The organism is Amycolatopsis rifamycinica (assembly GCF_000695625.1).
Classification (GTDB): Bacteria; Actinomycetota; Actinomycetes; order Mycobacteriales; family Pseudonocardiaceae; genus Amycolatopsis; species Amycolatopsis rifamycinica.
In genome coordinates, this window is sequence record NZ_JMQI01000031.1 from 1 (window position 1) to 15,493 (window position 15,493).

Here is a 15,493-nt window from a genome sequence, read left to right on the forward strand (position 1 = left end):
CGGGCGGCCCGGCGGGACGGGCCGCGGTCGCCGTGGTGGAGGCCGGGCCGGGCGGCGGCTGCGCGGCACCGCCCGGCCCGGGGTCTTTACTGCACCGGCGGGTAGGCGTTCTGGACCAGCTGCTCGAACTGGGCCTCGAACCACTTGCCGGACAGCGGGGCGTTCGGCAGGGCGCCGGTCAGGTTGCCGCCGTTGGCCTGCTCGGAGCCGTGGAAGGTCGGGTCGCACATCGGGTCCGCGCCCTTGCCTTCGTCGTTCGGGATCTGCTGGCTGGCACCGTCGGACTCACCCGGCGGCTTGACCCAGACGTAGGCGTCGAAGTGCGCCGCCGGAGCGGCCGTCGGCCGGACGCCCAGACCCGCACCGCTCTGGTTGCACCAGTTGCCGCGGTGCAGCCGCCGGTCGATCCGGCCCGAGTCGACGTAGGCGTCCACGGTGGATCCCGAGGCCCCGGTGGGCCGGGCGGAGCCGCCCCAGCCGTTGCGGGAGGTGTCGACCAGCATGCCGATCCCGCTGGGCAGGCCCGCCGCCACGAACGCGTTGTACATCGCGGTGGCGAACGGGATTTCCGCGAAGTACGGGTTCCACTGGTAGAACTTGGCCGACTTCAGCTGCTGCCCGCCGACGGTCAGGTTCGGGTCGGGCAGGTTCGGCTCGGTCAGCGGCGTGTAGTTGGCCGTCGAGCTGATGAAGCCGTCGATGCTGTTCACGCCGGCCGTGGTGCCCTGCAGGGTCTGCTTGACCAGGTTGACGAAGGGACCGAAGTTGCTGTCCCAGCCCAGCCACGCCGAGTGCGCGATGTCCAGGTAGTTGTAGACGTTGGAGATCGCGTGGAGCTTGTTCAGGGCGTACTGGATGCCCTGCGTGTACACCCCGGTGGACTGGGCTTCCGCACAGGTCGCCATCGAGGTGTTCGTGATCAGGTTCGGCAGCGAGTCCGGCTCCACGATCGTCACGATCCGCAGCGGCGCGTACTTCGCGTCGGACAGGATCGACGCGATCGGGTCGATGTACTCGCTCTTGTACCGGGCCAGGCCGTTCTGGGAGGCCTTCAGCTCGCCGTTGGACGCCAGCGCCGCGCAGTCGCGGTTGGGCAGGTCGTAGACGACGACCTGGATGGTCACCGGCGTGCCGCCACTGGCCTGGCTGAGTGCCGCGTCGAGGTGCCCCCGCAGGCCGCGGGCGCTCGACGTGCCTTCGATCGCCGCGATCCGGTCCAGCCAGACCGCGGTCGAGGTGTTGGCCACCTTGGCCATCTGGGCGCCGAGCGTGCCGCCCTTGGCCGCGGCCGCCGCGCTCACCTGGGACGACCAGTCCGGGTTCACGTACCCCTTCGACCCGACGTACGGGTTCTCCACGTGCGTCCCGGGCTGGGGCGTCGTGGTGACCGTGGTCGGGGTGGTGGGCGTCGTCGGGGTGGTCGAGGTGGTCGGCGTCGTGGTGACCGTGGTCGGCGTCGTCGGGGTCGTGGTCGTCGGCGTGCCGTCACAGTGGGCACCGTTGAGCGAGAACGACGTCGGGATGTCGTTCGTGCCCGAGTACGACCCGTTGAAGCCGAAGCTCGCCGTGGCGTTCGAGCCCAGCGACCCGCCCCACGACGGGTTCTTGGCGCTCACGTGCTTGCCGCTCTGGCTGAACGTGGCGCTCCAGCCCTGCTGCACCTGCTGGTTGCCGCCGAAGTCCCATTCGACGTTCCAGGACGAAACGGCGTCGCCCAGGTTCGTCACGGCGATGTTCGCGGTGAAGCCGGTGTCCCACTGGTTGACCGTGTAGGTGACCTTGCAGCCGGTGGCGGCGCCCGCCGGACTGCCCCCGGCCACCAGCAATCCGGCGGTCATCGCCGCCGCCGTCACCGAGGACGCCACGGCTAACCGCGACTTCCTCTTGGCGGACCAGAATTCACTCCTCATCGAGTGCGCTCCTTCGTCGTGCGTGGATGGGTGGGTCAGGTGGTGCAGGCGGTCGCGCCGACGGCGAAGCCGCCCGGCGTGCCGGTCGAGGGGCCGTTCGCCTGGATGCCGATCGACACCGAGGCGCCGCCGGCCAGGTCGGGTGCCCAGGAGGGCGCCTTGGCGCTCGCCTGCTGCCCGGTCTGCGTGACGGTCGCGCCCCAGCCGCCGGTGATCTGCGTGCCGGACGGCACGGTCCAGCCGAGCGTCCAGTTCTTCAGCGCCGAGCTGCCGGTGTTCTTCACCGTCACCGTGGCGACGAAGCCGCCTTGCCAGGTGTTGTCGACGTGGTAGGTGACCGCGCAGCTCGCCGGCGGTGGCGGGTCGGTCGTGCCGCCGCCCGATCCCGACGGCGGGATCAGGTACGGCTGCAGGATCGCCTGCTTGGTCTGGTTGACCGTGGTCCAGTCGTCGTTGAGGATGCCGCCGGTGTCCCCGGAGTTCGGGTTCCACGACCAGTAGGTGAAGCTCATCCCCGAGGTCCCGGTGCCGCTGTACTTCATCAGTTCCTGCAGCCAGACCTTGTCGCGCGGGTCGGCGAGCGTGGAACCGAATTCGCCGAGCAGCACGGGCGCGATGTTCTGCTTGTGCAGGTAGCCGAAGAAGTGGTCCCACAGCGCCGGCAGGTTCGCCGGGAAAGCGGGGTCGGAGAACCACTTCTGGGCGAACACCGACGTCGCGTACTCGTGCGCCGAGTACACCAGCTTGTCCGGCTTGGACAGCCGCACCGGGAACTGCTTCGCCCCGGAGAGGTTGCCGCCCCACCAGCCGCACTCCGGGTCGCCGGTACCGCTGACGCAGTCGACGCCTTCGACGACGATCAGCCAGTCCGGGTTCGCCGCGAGCACGGCGTTGCCGGCCCGTTCGGCGGCGAGCCGCCAGTCGGTGGCGGTGTCGCCGCAGCCCCAGCACGCTCCCCCGCCGCCCTGGACGGCGTGCGGTTCGTTGTGCAGATCCGCGCCGATCACGGTGGGATTGCCCTTGTAGTGCTGGGCGAGCATCGTCCAGTCGGAGATCCAGCGGCTCTCCGGGTAGGCGCCGGTGTACCAGAGCGGGGACTGCGCGCCGGAGTCCGGCCGGTGCCGGTCCAGCAGCACGCGCATGCCCTTGACGCCGGCGTAGGCGACGATCTTGTCGAGCACCTGCAGCCCGGTCAGGCCCTGCAGGTCCGGGTTCTGCACCTGGTCGATGCTCACCGGCTTGGACCCGGAGTCGAACAGCTGGTTCGAGTACGGCAGCCGCAGCGTGTTGTACCCGAGCCCGGCCATCTGGTCGAGCATGTCCTTGTAGTTGCGGCTCCACAGCCCGTGCGGCGCGTAGTTGCCGGTCTCGGCGCCGAACCAGTTGACACCGGTCATCCGGACCGGCGCGCCGGTGGCGTCGAACAGCTGGGATCCGGCGGCGTGCCAGAACCCGCTGCCGGTGCCGGAGGCGGCACTTTCACGTGAAAGTGCCGCTCCCAGGTGGGCACTTTCACGTGAAAGTGCCGGGCCGGGGGCCGCGGTGGCCGGGGACGCCGTGAGAACGGCGCCCCCGACCAGTGCGGCGACCACCAGCGAGAGCAGTCGCTTCATCAAGTGCCTCTCAGCCGAACAGGGCGACGTGCGCGGCGAACGCCGTGGCGATCTCCGACTGCGCCCAGAACCGGTGGTAGGTGAACGTCGGCGCGGCGCCGCCGTCCAGGTAGGCCTGGACCTTCGGCCACTGCGGGTCGCTCTTGTAGAACGAACGGATCGACAGGAACGTGGAGCTGGAGTTGATCGCGTCGCCGTTCGGCATCGTGCCCGTCCAGCCCGAGGGCACGTACAGCCCCTGGTCCGTCGAGGCGTTGTACTTGTCGTCGAACCGGTCGTAGTCCGACCGGGTCTCCGGCACCGCGATGCCCTTGGTGTCGGTGTTCGCCGACAGCGCGTTCAGCAGCTGCTCCCCGACCGTCTTGGCCTGGGCGTTGCTCGACCCGGACGCGTAGTAGAGCAGCGTCTTGGCGAGCGAGGCCGCGACCCCGACGTCCTGGCTGTAGTTCTTCACCGCGACGTGCAGGCCGGTGTTGGTCCCCGGGCTGGTGGCGTTCCACGTGTCCGGCGCGCCGCTCCAGGTCAGGTCGGACGGGATCTGGAAGCTCCCGCCGGCACCGACCGTGGTGTTCGCGATCGCCCACGGCACCCACTTGTCGAGGATCTTCTTCGCCCGGGCGTCGCCGGTCGCCTGGTAGTACTCGGCGATCCGCTCCATGCCCCAGGTCTGGAAGCCGAACCACTGGTTGCTCGGCGGGTCGTGCCAGACCGGCTGCCAGTCGTAGTACATCCCGTAGAACGTCGGCGTACCGGCGGGCGGGGTGCTGTACGAGCCGTCCCAGCTGTTGGTCGCGCCGCCGGCGAGACCGCCTTCGGACGACTGCAGCCACTGCAGGAACTCCATCTGCCGGCTGAGACTGGTCGCCCAGTCCGTCGCCCCGGTCGCCGAGGTGACCTTCAGCCCCGGGTCGGCCGACAACGCGTACGCGGCCAAGGGGTTCTGGTAACCCTGGTGCGCCGCACCGTCACCGATCCGCCACGCCCAGGAGCTGGCCGTGTCGGCCGAACCGCCCCAGGCGTAGTACCACGAAATCAGGTAGTGCTCGCTCTCCTTGCCGGTACCGGCCGGGCAGGTCGCCGCCCCGACGCAGTTGCCGATCTTCTTGTAGTACTTGTCGAACAGCGAGTACCGGAGGTAGTCGCCCATCTTCGAGGCCTTCTTCAGCACGGCCGCGACGTCGGCGCTCTTGCCCTGCGCCTGCGCCCACTTCTCGGCCTGGAAGGCCACCTGCACGACGCGGGCGTCCGCGTCGGGCGCGTCGGTGTACTTCCACTGCTTGGCGTAGGAGGAGTCACCGGTGAACAGGTCGAGGTACCCGTTCTTGCCACCGAACTTCAGCAGGTCGCAGCTCGGCTGCGTGACCGTCTCCCAGACCGACTCCTGCGAGCCGCGCTGGAAGGTGTTGATGAACGCCGGCGCGGTGTTCGTGCCGTCCTCGCAGTGGCCGAACTTGTAGATGTTGTCCACGTCCAGCAGCCAGTGCATGCCGTAGACGTCCGGGTTGCCGTAGGCCGCCTTCAGCTCGGCCGCGATCGGGTCGGACCCGACCGAGACGTTGGGCTGCAGCTGCGACGGGTACTGCTTCGGGCTCGGGTACTCCGCCGCGTAGGTCGCCGGCTTGCTCGCGTTGTAGCCGGAGTTGCCCGGCTGGTCCGCCGCCGACGGGATCGCGTACGTCTCGATCGACGTCCACGCCTGGTTGAACGGGGCCCAGTCACCGGTCACCCGGCCGTAGGACGCTTCCAGCCACAGGTAGTAGCTGAACGCCTCCGACGTCGTCTCGTGCCCGTGGTCGGGCGCCTCGACGATCAGCGTCTCGATCGAGTGGTAGGGCACCAGGATGTTGCCGAACTTGCGGAAGTAGCCGTTGTTCGGGTCCTTGATCTTGTTGTACTGCGTGAGGAACGCGAGCTGGTAGTCCGAAGTGGACGCCGAGATCTCGTTGACCGCCACGGTGGCCGCGGTGTACCCGCTGCTGCTCGCGGTGAAGGTCGCGCTCCCCAGCTCGCCCCCGTTGTCGGCGCTGGTGACCGTGACGTTCTGCGGCACGTTCCAGTTCGCCGTGGTGAACGTCAGGCTCGCCGGGCTCGCGGTCAGGTCGGTGCTCCCGCCCGTCCGCGCGACGGCGACGGTGACCGGGGCCGACGGGGCACCGGCGAGGGAGACGGCGAACGTCGTCGTGCCGCCCTGCTTGACCTGCGCGGTCGCCGGGGCGGCCACGATCGTCGGCCCGGAGAGGACCTTCACGCTGACCGGGCTGGACGTCGTGCTCGCGCCCTTGTTGTCGTAGGCCTTGGCGCTGATCGAGTAGGTCCCGGCCGGGACGTTGCCCCAGCTGCCCTCGAACGGTGCCGCGGTGTCGGTGGCCAGCAACGTGTCACCGGCGTAGAACTCGACCTTGCTGACCGTGCCGTCGCTGTCGGCGGCCGTCGCGGCCAGCGGGACCGTCGCCGGGGCGTAGTACGTGCCGGTCGAACTCGGCGAGGTCAGGGTGACCGTCGGCGCCTTGTTGGCCCCGGTGCACGCGGTGCCGTTGACCGAGAAGTCGGTGGGCGGCCGGTTGGCCGAGCCCTTCGTGCCGTTGAACCCGAAGGACGTGCTGGCCCCGGTGCCGAGGTGGCCGTTGTAGGACAGGTTCGTCGCGGTGACCGCGGCGCCGGACTGCGCGAACGTCGCGCTCCAGCCCTGCTGGACCTTCTGGCCGTCGAGGAACGTCCAGCCGACCTTCCAGCTGTCGAAGGGGGCTCCGTCGTTGCGCAGCGAGACGTTGGCGGTGAACCCGCTGTCCCAGTCGTTGGTGGTGTAGGTGACGGAACAGGCGATGTCGGCGCCGAGCGCCGGTGGTGGGGCGACCACCGCGCCCGTGACCGCCAGCACGGCCGAGGCCAGTGCCAGCGCACGGACGCGCTTTCGGGGAGAGGAACGCATGGCTGCGGAACTCCTTTGTCCGTAGGGAGCCAGCGATCTGGGAGCGCTTCCAGGCGCAGACGGTAGCCAGCCGGAAACCTGGATGTAAAGAATCGAGTCAGAAGGACACCAGCGCCCGGAACGTCACTTCTGCGCGTCCGGCGAGCGACGTCCTACTGAACACTCCTGAACAGCCGCCCCCGATGGTGTGCCGAACACTCTTTCGGCCTAGCGGCTTGGTGACGCAGCGTTTCGTGAAACGTTATTTAGCGCCGAACGTGTACACCTGGGCCGGAGAGCTCCCACCTACCGGGGAATGCCGGCCGGTCGAGCACACTCGGAGTTCATCGCGGCGGGGCGCCCAGGTGGACGACACGCGTGTCCGGATGGACGACACGCGTGTTCCACCGGACACGCCGGGTCAGCTCGAGGCGCGAACCGCCAGGGAGACGGGGAGGACGTGCTGCCGCGGCTTCAGGTTCTGGTCGTCGAGCAGCCGCATCAGGGTCTCGACCATGGCGTGGACCTGCTCGCGCGGGTCCTGGTGGACCGACGTCAGGGGCGGGTCCATGGCCGGCGCGAGGGTGACGTTGTCGTCGAAGCTCACCATCGCGACGTCTTCGGGGACGCGGCGGCCCGCGCCGCCGAGGGTGCGCAGGGCGCCCATCGCCATCATGTCGCTGGCGACGAACACCGCGTCCAGATCCGGGTGGCGGGCGAGCAGCGCCGACATCGCGTTCGCGCCGCCCGAAAGGGTGAAGTCGGCCTCTTCGGCCAGGTCGGCGGGGTCGAGCCCGGCGTCGAGGAGGGTCTTGCGCCAGCCGGCGAGGCGGTCGATCGGGGCGCTCTGGTCCTGGGGGCCGGCGATCGTGGCGATCCGCCGCCGACCGGACGCGACCAGGTGCTCGACCGCCAGCCGGGCGCCACCCTCGTTGTCGAAGTCGACGACGTGCACGCCGCGGCGGATGCCGGCCGCCTGGCCGCCGAACACCACCGGGATGCGCAGCAGCCGCAGCGCCTTGGGCAGCGGGTCGGCCCGGTGCGGGGCGAACACCAGCGCGCCGTCGACGTGGCCGCCCTCGAGGAAGCGGACGGTCCGGCTCAGGTCCTCGCGGATGTCGCTGAAGATCAGCACCATCTGGCGGCCGACGTCGGCGAGCTCCCGGTAGCCGGCCCGCATGACGGCCGCGCGGTAGGGGTCGTCGAGCAGCCGGGACTCCGGCTCCGACAGCACCACCGCGATCGCCCCGGTGCGGCGCGTGACCAGCGACCGAGCCGCCTGGTTCGGGGAATAGCCCAGGTCACGGGCCGCGGCCAGGACTTTCTCCCGCGCCGCCGCACTGACGTACGCGTCGTCGTTCAACGCGCGCGACGCCGTCGACCGCGACACGCCGGCGAACGCCGCGACGTCCTCCAGTGTCGGCCGTTCTTCATCCCCTGCTCGAGGCCCCACGGCACCGCCCTCGCTCACCCACTGCAACTCTGACCGCCTCAGCTTAACGTTCACACCCTGCGGCGTCCGGGAGCGCTCCTCGCAGGAAACACTCCGGTTACGACCTCTTGACACCGGTGAAGCCCCCCAGCAGACTCTGCCACACCTGGGAGCGCTCCCAGATCGGCTCCCAGCAGTGAGAGCGCTCATTCCCGTCAACAAGGTGGTTGGACACGTGAGAACGATCCGGAACGGCCTGGTCCTGGCACTGGGCATCACGATGACGGCGCTCGGCGCCTCGGCCTGCAGCGGAGGCGGTGGTAACCAGCAGACACCGGCCGCGGCGGCGCCGAACGAGCACGTCGACCTGACGCTGGCGACCTTCACCGAATTCGGCTACGAGGCCCTCATCCCGGAGTACGAGCGGCTGCACCCCAACATCAAGATCACCCACCGCAAGACCGGTCAGGGCGGGCCCTACCACGAGGACCTCGTCACCAAGCTGGCCGCCGGTTCGGGCCTCGCCGACGTCACGGCCCTCGAAGAGGGTCACCTGTCCGACTTCCTCGACAAGGGTTCCAAGTTCAACGACCTGAGCAAGATCGGCCCGGCGGACGCCTCCCCCGACCGCTGGCTGAACTGGAAGTACGAAGCCGCCAAGACCAAGGACGGCAAGCTCATCGGCTACGGGACCGACATCGGCCCGCTCGCCATGTGCTACCGCAAGGACATGTTCAAGGCCGCCGGGCTCCCGGACGACCCCGAAGCGGTCAAGCCGCTGTTCGCCACCTGGGACAGCTACTTCGCCGCGGGCGCGGACTTCGTGAAGAAGTCGGGCGGCAAGGCCTGGTTCGACTCGGCCGCGCAGAACTTCAACGCCATGGTCAACCAGCTGCCCGAGGGCTACATCGGCAGCGACGACAAGCTGGCCGTCGAGAACAACCAGGGCATCAAGGACGCCTGGACCAAGGTCACCGACGCGGTCGCCAAGGGCGAGTCGGCCAAGCTCACCGCGTTCAGCAACGAGTGGAACTCCGGCTTCAAGCAGGGCGCGTTCGCCACGAAGGTGTGCCCGGCCTGGATGCTCGGCGTGATCAAGGAGCACGCCGGCCCGGAGAACGCCGGCAAGTGGGCGGTCACCGCGGCCTTCCCCGGCGGCGGCGGCAACTGGGGCGGGTCGTACCTGACCGTCCCGACGCAGTCGAAGCACCCGAAGGAGGCCGCCGAGCTCGCGGCCTGGCTGACCGCGCCGGAGCAGCAGATCAAGGCGTTCCAGGCCAAGGGCACCTTCCCGAGCCAGGTCAAGGCGCTGTCGGACCCCGCGCTGCTGAGCAAGACCGACGACTACTTCGGTGGCACCAAGGTCGGCGAGCTGTTCGCGGAGCAGGCCAAGAAGGTGCAGAAGCCGCAGTACAAGGGCCCCGGTGACGGCCAGATCCAGGAGAACGCGTCCAGCCCGGCCCTGCAGGCGGTCGAGCAGGGCAAGTCCGCGGCGGACGGCTGGAACCAGATGGTCGACGCCGCGAAGAAGATCACGCGCTGAACCGATGACCGTCCTCGACAAGGTCGCGCCAGAAGGGAGTAAGGCCGGGGAGCGTGTGTCTCCCCGGCCCACCTTCCGTCACCGGTTGAGCCGGTGGGACGTCAAGGTCTCGCCGTACCTCTACATCGCGCCGTTCTTCATCCTCTTCGGGATCGTCGGGCTGTTCCCGCTCCTCTACACCGCGTACGTCTCGCTGTTCAAGTGGGAGGCCGGCACCGACCAGCCCGACTTCATCGGCGTCGACAACTACAAGGAGCTCTTCGCCGACGCGCAGTTCTGGAACGCGCTGACCAACACGATCAGCATCTTCCTGCTGTCCAGCGTGCCGCAGCTCATCATCGCGGTCCTGCTGGCGGCGCTGCTCGGCGCCCGGTTGCGGGGCGCGACGGGCTGGCGGGTCGGCATCCTGCTGCCGTACGCGGCCAGCCTCGTCGCCATCGGCATCATCTTCGCCAACCTGTTCGGCCCGAAGTACGGGCTGGTCAACGGCGTGCTGCAGACCATCGGGCTGGACCCGGTCGACTGGCAGGCCAGCCGGTTCGGCAGCCACTTCGCGATCGCGATCATGGTGAACTGGCGCTGGACCGGCTACAACGCCCTGATCGTGCTGGCGGCCATGCAGGCCATCCCCAAGGAGCTGCACGAGGCGGCCGTGATCGACGGGGCGGGCACGTGGCGCCGCTTCTTCAACGTCACGCTGCCGCTGCTCAAGCCGACGCTGGTGTTCGTCACCATCACCTCGACGATCGGCGGCCTGCAGATCTTCACCGAGCCGAAGCTGTTCGACGCCATGCCCGGGTCGAACAACGGCGGCTCGACCAACCAGTTCCAGACCGTGACGCTCTACCTCTACCAAACGGCGTTCCAGAACGCCGATCTCGGCTACGCCTCGGCGATCGCCTGGGTGCTGTTCGTGATCATCGTGCTCATCGCGCTGGTGAACTTCTTCCTCACCGGCCGGATCGCCCGCACCCCGGCGGTGAAGAAATGACGACGCTCCAGAGAGATCTCCCCAAACCGGGAATCCGGCAGAAGGTCGCCACGCTCGGCAAGCCCCGCAAGGCGACCTACATCGTGCTGGCGATCTTCGTGCTCGGATCGCTGTTCCCGTTCTACTGGTCGTTCCTGGTGGCCAGCCGCGACAACGGGATGCTCACCGAGCGCATCCCGCCGTTCGTGCCCGGCGGCAACTTCTTCGCCAACGCCGCCCGGGTGTTCGACACCGTGCCGTTCTGGAAGGCGCTGGCCAACAGCGTCATCGTGTCCGGCACGGTGACGCTGACGACGGTGCTGTTCTCCTCGCTGGCCGGGTTCGCCTTCGCGAAACTGCGGTTCCGCGGGCGTGACAAGCTGTTCGTGTTCATCGTCGTCACGCTCGCGGTGCCCACCCAGCTGGGCATCATCCCGCTGTTCATCGCGATGTCCGAACTGGGCTGGGCGGGCAGCCTGACGGCGGTGATCGTGCCCAACGTGGTCACCGCGTTCGGCGTGTTCTGGATGCGGCAGTACACAGTGGACGCTCTGCCGTACGAGCTCATCGAGGCCGCGCGCGTCGACGGCTGCAGCATGATCCGGGTCTTCTGGAACGTCTGCCTGCCCGCCGTGCGCCCGGCCGCGGCGATCCTCGCCATGTTCACGTTCATGATGTCGTGGAACGACTTCCTGTGGCCGCTCGTCGTGCTGGACGCCGGCAACCCCACCGTCCAGGTGGCCCTGGAAAAGCTGCAGAGCGGTTACTACGTCGACTATTCGCTCGTCCTGGCCGGCACGACCCTGGCCACCATCCCCATCCTCATCGTCTTCGTCCTCCTCGGCCGCCAGATCGTGGCCGGGATCATGCAAGGTGCCGTGAAAGGGTGAACATGTCCGTACATCCCGACAGCGTTCGGGCGGAGACCGCGTTGATGTTCCCGCCTGGCTTCGTCTGGGGCGCCGCCACCGCGGCGTTCCAGGTGGAAGGAGCCACGACGGCCGACGGGCGCACCGACTCGGTCTGGGACGTCTTCGCCCGCCGCCCGGGTGCGGTCCGGGGCGGAGACAACGGCGAGCCGGCGGCCGACCACTACCGGCGGTACTCCGAAGACGTCGGCCTGATGCGCCGGCTGAACCTCGGTGCGTACCGCTTCTCCCTGGCCTGGCCGCGGGTGCGGCCGGACGGCGGCGAGGCGAACACCGCCGGCCTGGCCTTCTACGACCGGCTGGTCGACTGCCTGCTCGAGTCCGGGATCCAGCCGTGGGCGACGCTGTACCACTGGGACCTGCCGCAGGCGCTGGAGGAGAAGGGCGGCTGGACCAACCGGGACACCGCCTACCGGTTCGCCGAGTACGCCGAGACCGTGCTGGAGCGCCTGGGCGACCGCGTGGCCAGCTGGTCGACGCTCAACGAGCCGTGGTGCGCGGCGATGCTCGGCTACGCGGGCGGCATCCACGCGCCCGGCCGCACCGACCACCCGGCGGCCGTCGCGGCCACGCACCACCTGCTGCTGGGCCACGGGCTGGCGATGGACATCATCCGGCGGCACGCCCCGGGCACCTCGGCCGGCATCACGCTCAACCTGTACCCGGTCGCCCCGCACGACCCGGCGAACGCCGCCGACGTCGACGCGGCCCGGCGGATCGACGGCCTGCAGAACCGGCTGTTCCTCGACCCGGTACTGCGCGGCGGCTACCCGGACGACCTGGTCGCCGACCTCGAGCCGTTCGGGCTGGGCTCGGTGGTGCGGGACGACGACCCCGCGGTCATCGCCGCGCACGTCGACTGGCTCGGCGTGAACTACTACCGCGACTACCGCGTCGCGGGCCGTCCGGTGCCGGGCAGCGAGCCCGCGGGCCCCGAGTGGGTCGGCGCCGGCGACGTGCACTTCGTGCCGGACCCGGCGGCGCCCCGCACCGACTCGGGCTGGGAGGTCCAGCCGGCCGGGCTCACCGAGTCCCTGCTGCAGGTTCACCGCGGCTACCGGCCGGTGCCGCTGTACATCACCGAGAACGGCGCGGCCTACCCCGACGTCGTCGGCGACGGCGGTGACATCGTCGACACCGACCGCGTCGCGTTCCTCGACTCCCACCTGCGGGCGGCGCACGACGCCATCCAGGCGGGCGTCGACCTGCGCGGCTACTTCTACTGGTCGCTGCTGGACAACTTCGAGTGGGCCGAGGGGTACGCGAAGCGGTTCGGCCTGGTCCACGTGGACTACGCGACGCAGCGGCGGACGCCGAAGCAGAGCGCCCACTGGTACTCCCGGGTGATCGGCCTCAACGGCCTCGGCTGAGGGGGAGGGTTCGTGGCGGGCACCGGCGCGGGTGCCCGCCACGAGCTTCGGGGCGTGCTTTCCGCCGGGCGCGTTGCCAGACTGGCCGGTATGGGACTGCGCAGCGAAGCTTGGTTCAACAACCCCGCCGACCCGGGGATGACCGCGCTCTACCTCGAGCGGTACATGAACTGGGGCTTGACCCGGGAGGAACTGCAGTCCGGCAAGCCGATCATCGGGATCGCGCAGACCGGCTCCGACCTGTCCCCCTGCAACCGCCACCACCTGCAGCTGGCCGACCGGACCCGGGAGGGCATCCGCGAGGCCGGCGGGATCGCGATCGAGTTCCCGGTCCACCCGATCCAGGAGACCGGCAAGCGCCCGACCGCGGCGCTGGACCGGAACCTCGCCTACCTCGGCCTGGTCGAGACGCTCTACGGCTACCCGATCGACGGCGTCGTGCTCACCACCGGCTGCGACAAGACCACCCCGGCGTGCCTGATGGCCGCCGCGACCGTCGACCTGCCCGCCATCGTGCTGTCCGGCGGGCCCATGCTCAACGGCTGGTACAACGGCGAGCGCACCGGGTCGGGCACGATCATCTGGAAGGCGCGGGAACTGCTCGCCGCCGGCGAGATCGACGACGCCGGGTTCATGGAGCTCGTCGCCTCGTCCGCGCCGTCACCGGGGCACTGCAACACGATGGGCACGGCGTCCACGATGAACGCGCTCGCCGAAGCGCTCGGGATGAGTCTCCCCGGCTGCGCGGCCATCCCGGCCCCGCACCGCGACCGGGCCCGGATGGCCTACCGGACCGGGCTGCGGATCGTCGAGATGGTCCGCGAAGACCTCAAGCCGTCGGACATCCTGACGCGGGCCGCCTTCGAGAACGCCATCGTGGTGAGCTCCGCGATCGGCGGCTCGACCAACGCCCCCATCCACCTCGGCGCGATCGCCCGGCACATCGGGGTCGACCTGCCGCTGGCCGACTGGCAGCGGCTCGGTCACGCCGTCCCGCTGCTGGTCGACCTGCAGCCGGCGGGCAAGTACCTCGGCGAGGAGTTCCACCGCGCGGGCGGCGTCCCGGCCGTGGTGCACGAGCTGATGCGGCACGGGCTGATCCACGAGGACGCGCCCACGGTCAACGGCCGCACGCTCGGGGACAACTGTCGCGACGCCGAGGCCGGCGACCGGGACGTCATCCGGACCTTCGAGACCGCGCTCATGCCCGACGCCGGGTTCCTGGTGCTCAAGGGCAACCTCTTCGACGCGGCCATCATGAAGTCCAGCGTGATCTCGCCGGAGTTCCGGCGGCGGTACCTCGCCGGCGGCGTCTACGAGGGCACCGCCGTGGTGTTCGACGGCCCGGAGGACTACCACGCGCGCATCGACGACCCGGACCTCGGCGTCGACGAGCACTCGCTGCTGGTCATGCGCGGCACCGGCCCGCTCGGCTACCCGGGGTCGGCGGAGGTGGTGAACATGCGACCGCCCGCGGAGCTGATCAAGCGGGGCGTGCACGAGCTGCCCTGCCTCGGCGACGGCCGCCAGTCGGGCACGTCGGGCTCGCCGTCGATCCTCAACGCCTCGCCCGAAGCCGCCGCGGGCGGCGGCCTGGCGGTGCTGCGGACCGGGGACCGGGTCCGGATCGACCTCGGCGCCGGGACCGCGGACGTGCTCGTCGACGACGAGGAGCTCGCGCGGCGTCACCGGGAGCTGGCCGAGGCGGGCGGCTACCCGGTACCGGAGTCGCAGACGCCGTGGCAGGAGATCCAGCGGTCGATGACCGACCAGCTCTGCGACGGCATGGTGCTGCGGCCCGCCGTGGCGTACCAGCGCATCGCGGCGACGAAGGGCATCCCCCGCGACAACCACTGAGTTTGCCGCTTCGGCGGCCGGGAAAACGGGTATTCCCAGCGATAGTCGAGGCGAGGAGGCCCCCATGCTCCCGGATCGAGAACGCCACGCCCTGCGCGAAATCGAGGCGGAGCTGCGCGCGAGTGATCCCGCGTTCGCCGCCGCCTTCAGCGGCCGCGAGCTGCGCTCACCCAGGCGGTGGAGCCTGCTGCTGGTGCTCTGCGACATCACGGCGGTGACGATGCTGCTCGTGGGGCTGTTCGCCCGCGACGCCGCCCTCGTGCTGTGGGGCACGGTGAGCGCGGGCGCGCTGGTGGCGTGGCACATCGCCCGCGCCGAGTCGATCCGCGAGTCCACTGAGGACGGAACCGCCGCGGCCGGTTCCCGCTGACCCGCCACGCCTTCCGGCTCGCGACGCACCCGGCCCACCCAACACTACGGCCGCCCCCGGAACTCACGCCGGGGGCGGCCGTAGCGGGTCGAGGCGTCACTCAGTCGTAGGACAGGGCCTCGACCAGCTCGCCGGCGCTCGGGTTCGACAGCGCCCGTGCCACGTCGGCCTGGGCGACGATGCCGACCAGGTCGTGCCCGTCGATCACCGGCAGCCGGCGGACGCGGTGCTCGGACATCGTGCGCAGGATCTCCTGGGCGTCGTCGTCCGCCCCGATCGTCACGACCTCGCCCTGGGCGAGTTCGCCGACGTGGACCGCGCGCGGGTCCTTGCCCTCGGCCAGCACCTTGACCACGATGTCGCGGTCGGTGATCATGCCCTTGAGCCGGTTGTCCTCGCCGCAGATCGGCAGGGCGCCGACGCCCTTCTGCGCCATCGTGACCGCGGCGTCGTGCACGGTGTCGGACTCCCGGGCGCAGGTCGCGTCCGACGTCATGATGTCGCGTGCGGTGGTCATCGTGAACTCCTTTCTCTGGGCTGTGCTTTCCGGCTACCCGGACCGCCGGCGTTTACCCGTGCCCCGGGCGGGGA

The 15,493-nt window shown here is 69.9% G+C and carries 11 protein-coding genes; 6 read left to right on the forward strand and 5 right to left on the reverse strand.

The genetic code is table 11. From position 1 onward, the window contains the following. Positions 1-86: 86 nt before the first annotated feature. The 4 genes from DV20_RS16930 to DV20_RS16945 all read right to left on the reverse strand — a co-directional run bounded on the left by DV20_RS16930 (position 87) and on the right by DV20_RS16945 (position 7,848). Positions 87-1,910, reverse strand: a complete 1,824-nt coding sequence (locus DV20_RS16930; RefSeq protein WP_200876446.1) for a glycoside hydrolase family 6 protein — start codon at positions 1,908-1,910, stop codon at positions 87-89. Positions 1,911-1,945: 35 nt separating this feature from the next. Beyond that, positions 1,946-3,523 carry a cellulase family glycosylhydrolase gene (locus DV20_RS16935; RefSeq protein WP_043781291.1) on the reverse strand — a complete coding sequence of 526 codons (1,578 nt, stop codon included), beginning with the start codon at positions 3,521-3,523 and terminating at the stop codon, positions 1,946-1,948. Between the two features lie 10 nt (positions 3,524-3,533). Next, positions 3,534-6,452: a glycoside hydrolase family 48 protein gene (locus DV20_RS16940; RefSeq protein WP_043781294.1), complete on the reverse strand. Its 2,919-nt coding sequence runs from the start codon at positions 6,450-6,452 to the stop codon at positions 3,534-3,536. A 400-nt stretch (positions 6,453-6,852) separates the two neighbouring features. After that, entirely contained in the window at positions 6,853-7,848 is a 996-nt protein-coding gene (locus tag DV20_RS16945) for a LacI family DNA-binding transcriptional regulator (RefSeq protein ID WP_084093522.1), read from the reverse strand. A gap of 250 nt (positions 7,849-8,098) precedes the next feature. Between DV20_RS16945 and DV20_RS16950 the strand changes: the two genes are divergently transcribed. The 6 genes from DV20_RS16950 to DV20_RS16975 all read left to right on the forward strand — a co-directional run bounded on the left by DV20_RS16950 (position 8,099) and on the right by DV20_RS16975 (position 14,902). Further along, positions 8,099-9,406, forward strand: coding sequence for an ABC transporter substrate-binding protein (locus tag DV20_RS16950; protein WP_043781299.1), 1,308 nt, complete (start codon positions 8,099-8,101; stop codon positions 9,404-9,406). A 4-nt stretch (positions 9,407-9,410) separates the two neighbouring features. Further along, on the forward strand, positions 9,411-10,397 hold the full coding sequence (locus DV20_RS16955; protein WP_043781300.1) for a carbohydrate ABC transporter permease: 987 nt from the start codon (positions 9,411-9,413) through the stop codon (positions 10,395-10,397). Beyond that, positions 10,394-11,266 (forward strand): carbohydrate ABC transporter permease, encoded by an 873-nt coding sequence (locus DV20_RS16960; protein WP_043781301.1) that lies wholly within the window; start codon positions 10,394-10,396, stop codon positions 11,264-11,266. Before DV20_RS16955 ends, DV20_RS16960 begins: the two co-directional genes overlap by 4 nt. Then, positions 11,263-12,675 carry a GH1 family beta-glucosidase gene (locus tag DV20_RS16965; protein ID WP_043781302.1) on the forward strand — a complete coding sequence of 471 codons (1,413 nt, stop codon included), beginning with the start codon at positions 11,263-11,265 and terminating at the stop codon, positions 12,673-12,675. Before DV20_RS16960 ends, DV20_RS16965 begins: the two co-directional genes overlap by 4 nt. A gap of 90 nt (positions 12,676-12,765) precedes the next feature. Next, positions 12,766-14,532, forward strand: coding sequence for an IlvD/Edd family dehydratase (locus tag DV20_RS16970; RefSeq protein ID WP_043781303.1), 1,767 nt, complete (start codon positions 12,766-12,768; stop codon positions 14,530-14,532). Between the two features lie 64 nt (positions 14,533-14,596). Continuing rightward, positions 14,597-14,902: a DUF3040 domain-containing protein gene (locus DV20_RS16975; protein WP_043781304.1), complete on the forward strand. Its 306-nt coding sequence runs from the start codon at positions 14,597-14,599 to the stop codon at positions 14,900-14,902. A 100-nt stretch (positions 14,903-15,002) separates the two neighbouring features. Here DV20_RS16975 and DV20_RS16980 read toward each other — a convergent pair whose 3' ends face one another. Continuing rightward, positions 15,003-15,419, reverse strand: coding sequence for a CBS domain-containing protein (locus tag DV20_RS16980; protein WP_043781305.1), 417 nt, complete (start codon positions 15,417-15,419; stop codon positions 15,003-15,005). Positions 15,420-15,493: the final 74 nt, after the last annotated feature.

Coding starts and splice junctions, on each gene's coding strand:
- DV20_RS16955 (WP_043781300.1), top strand. CDS start 9,411: ATGACCGTCCTCGACAAGGTCGCGCCAGAAGGGAGTAAGGCCGGGGAG.
- DV20_RS16960 (WP_043781301.1), top strand. CDS start 10,394: ATGACGACGCTCCAGAGAGATCTCCCCAAACCGGGAATCCGGCAGAAG.
- DV20_RS16940 (WP_043781294.1), bottom strand. CDS start 6,452: ATGCGTTCCTCTCCCCGAAAGCGCGTCCGTGCGCTGGCACTGGCCTCG.
- DV20_RS16930 (WP_200876446.1), bottom strand. CDS start 1,910: ATGAGGAGTGAATTCTGGTCCGCCAAGAGGAAGTCGCGGTTAGCCGTG.
- DV20_RS16975 (WP_043781304.1), top strand. CDS start 14,597: ATGCTCCCGGATCGAGAACGCCACGCCCTGCGCGAAATCGAGGCGGAG.
- DV20_RS16970 (WP_043781303.1), top strand. CDS start 12,766: ATGGGACTGCGCAGCGAAGCTTGGTTCAACAACCCCGCCGACCCGGGG.
- DV20_RS16935 (WP_043781291.1), bottom strand. CDS start 3,523: ATGAAGCGACTGCTCTCGCTGGTGGTCGCCGCACTGGTCGGGGGCGCC.
- DV20_RS16980 (WP_043781305.1), bottom strand. CDS start 15,419: ATGACCACCGCACGCGACATCATGACGTCGGACGCGACCTGCGCCCGG.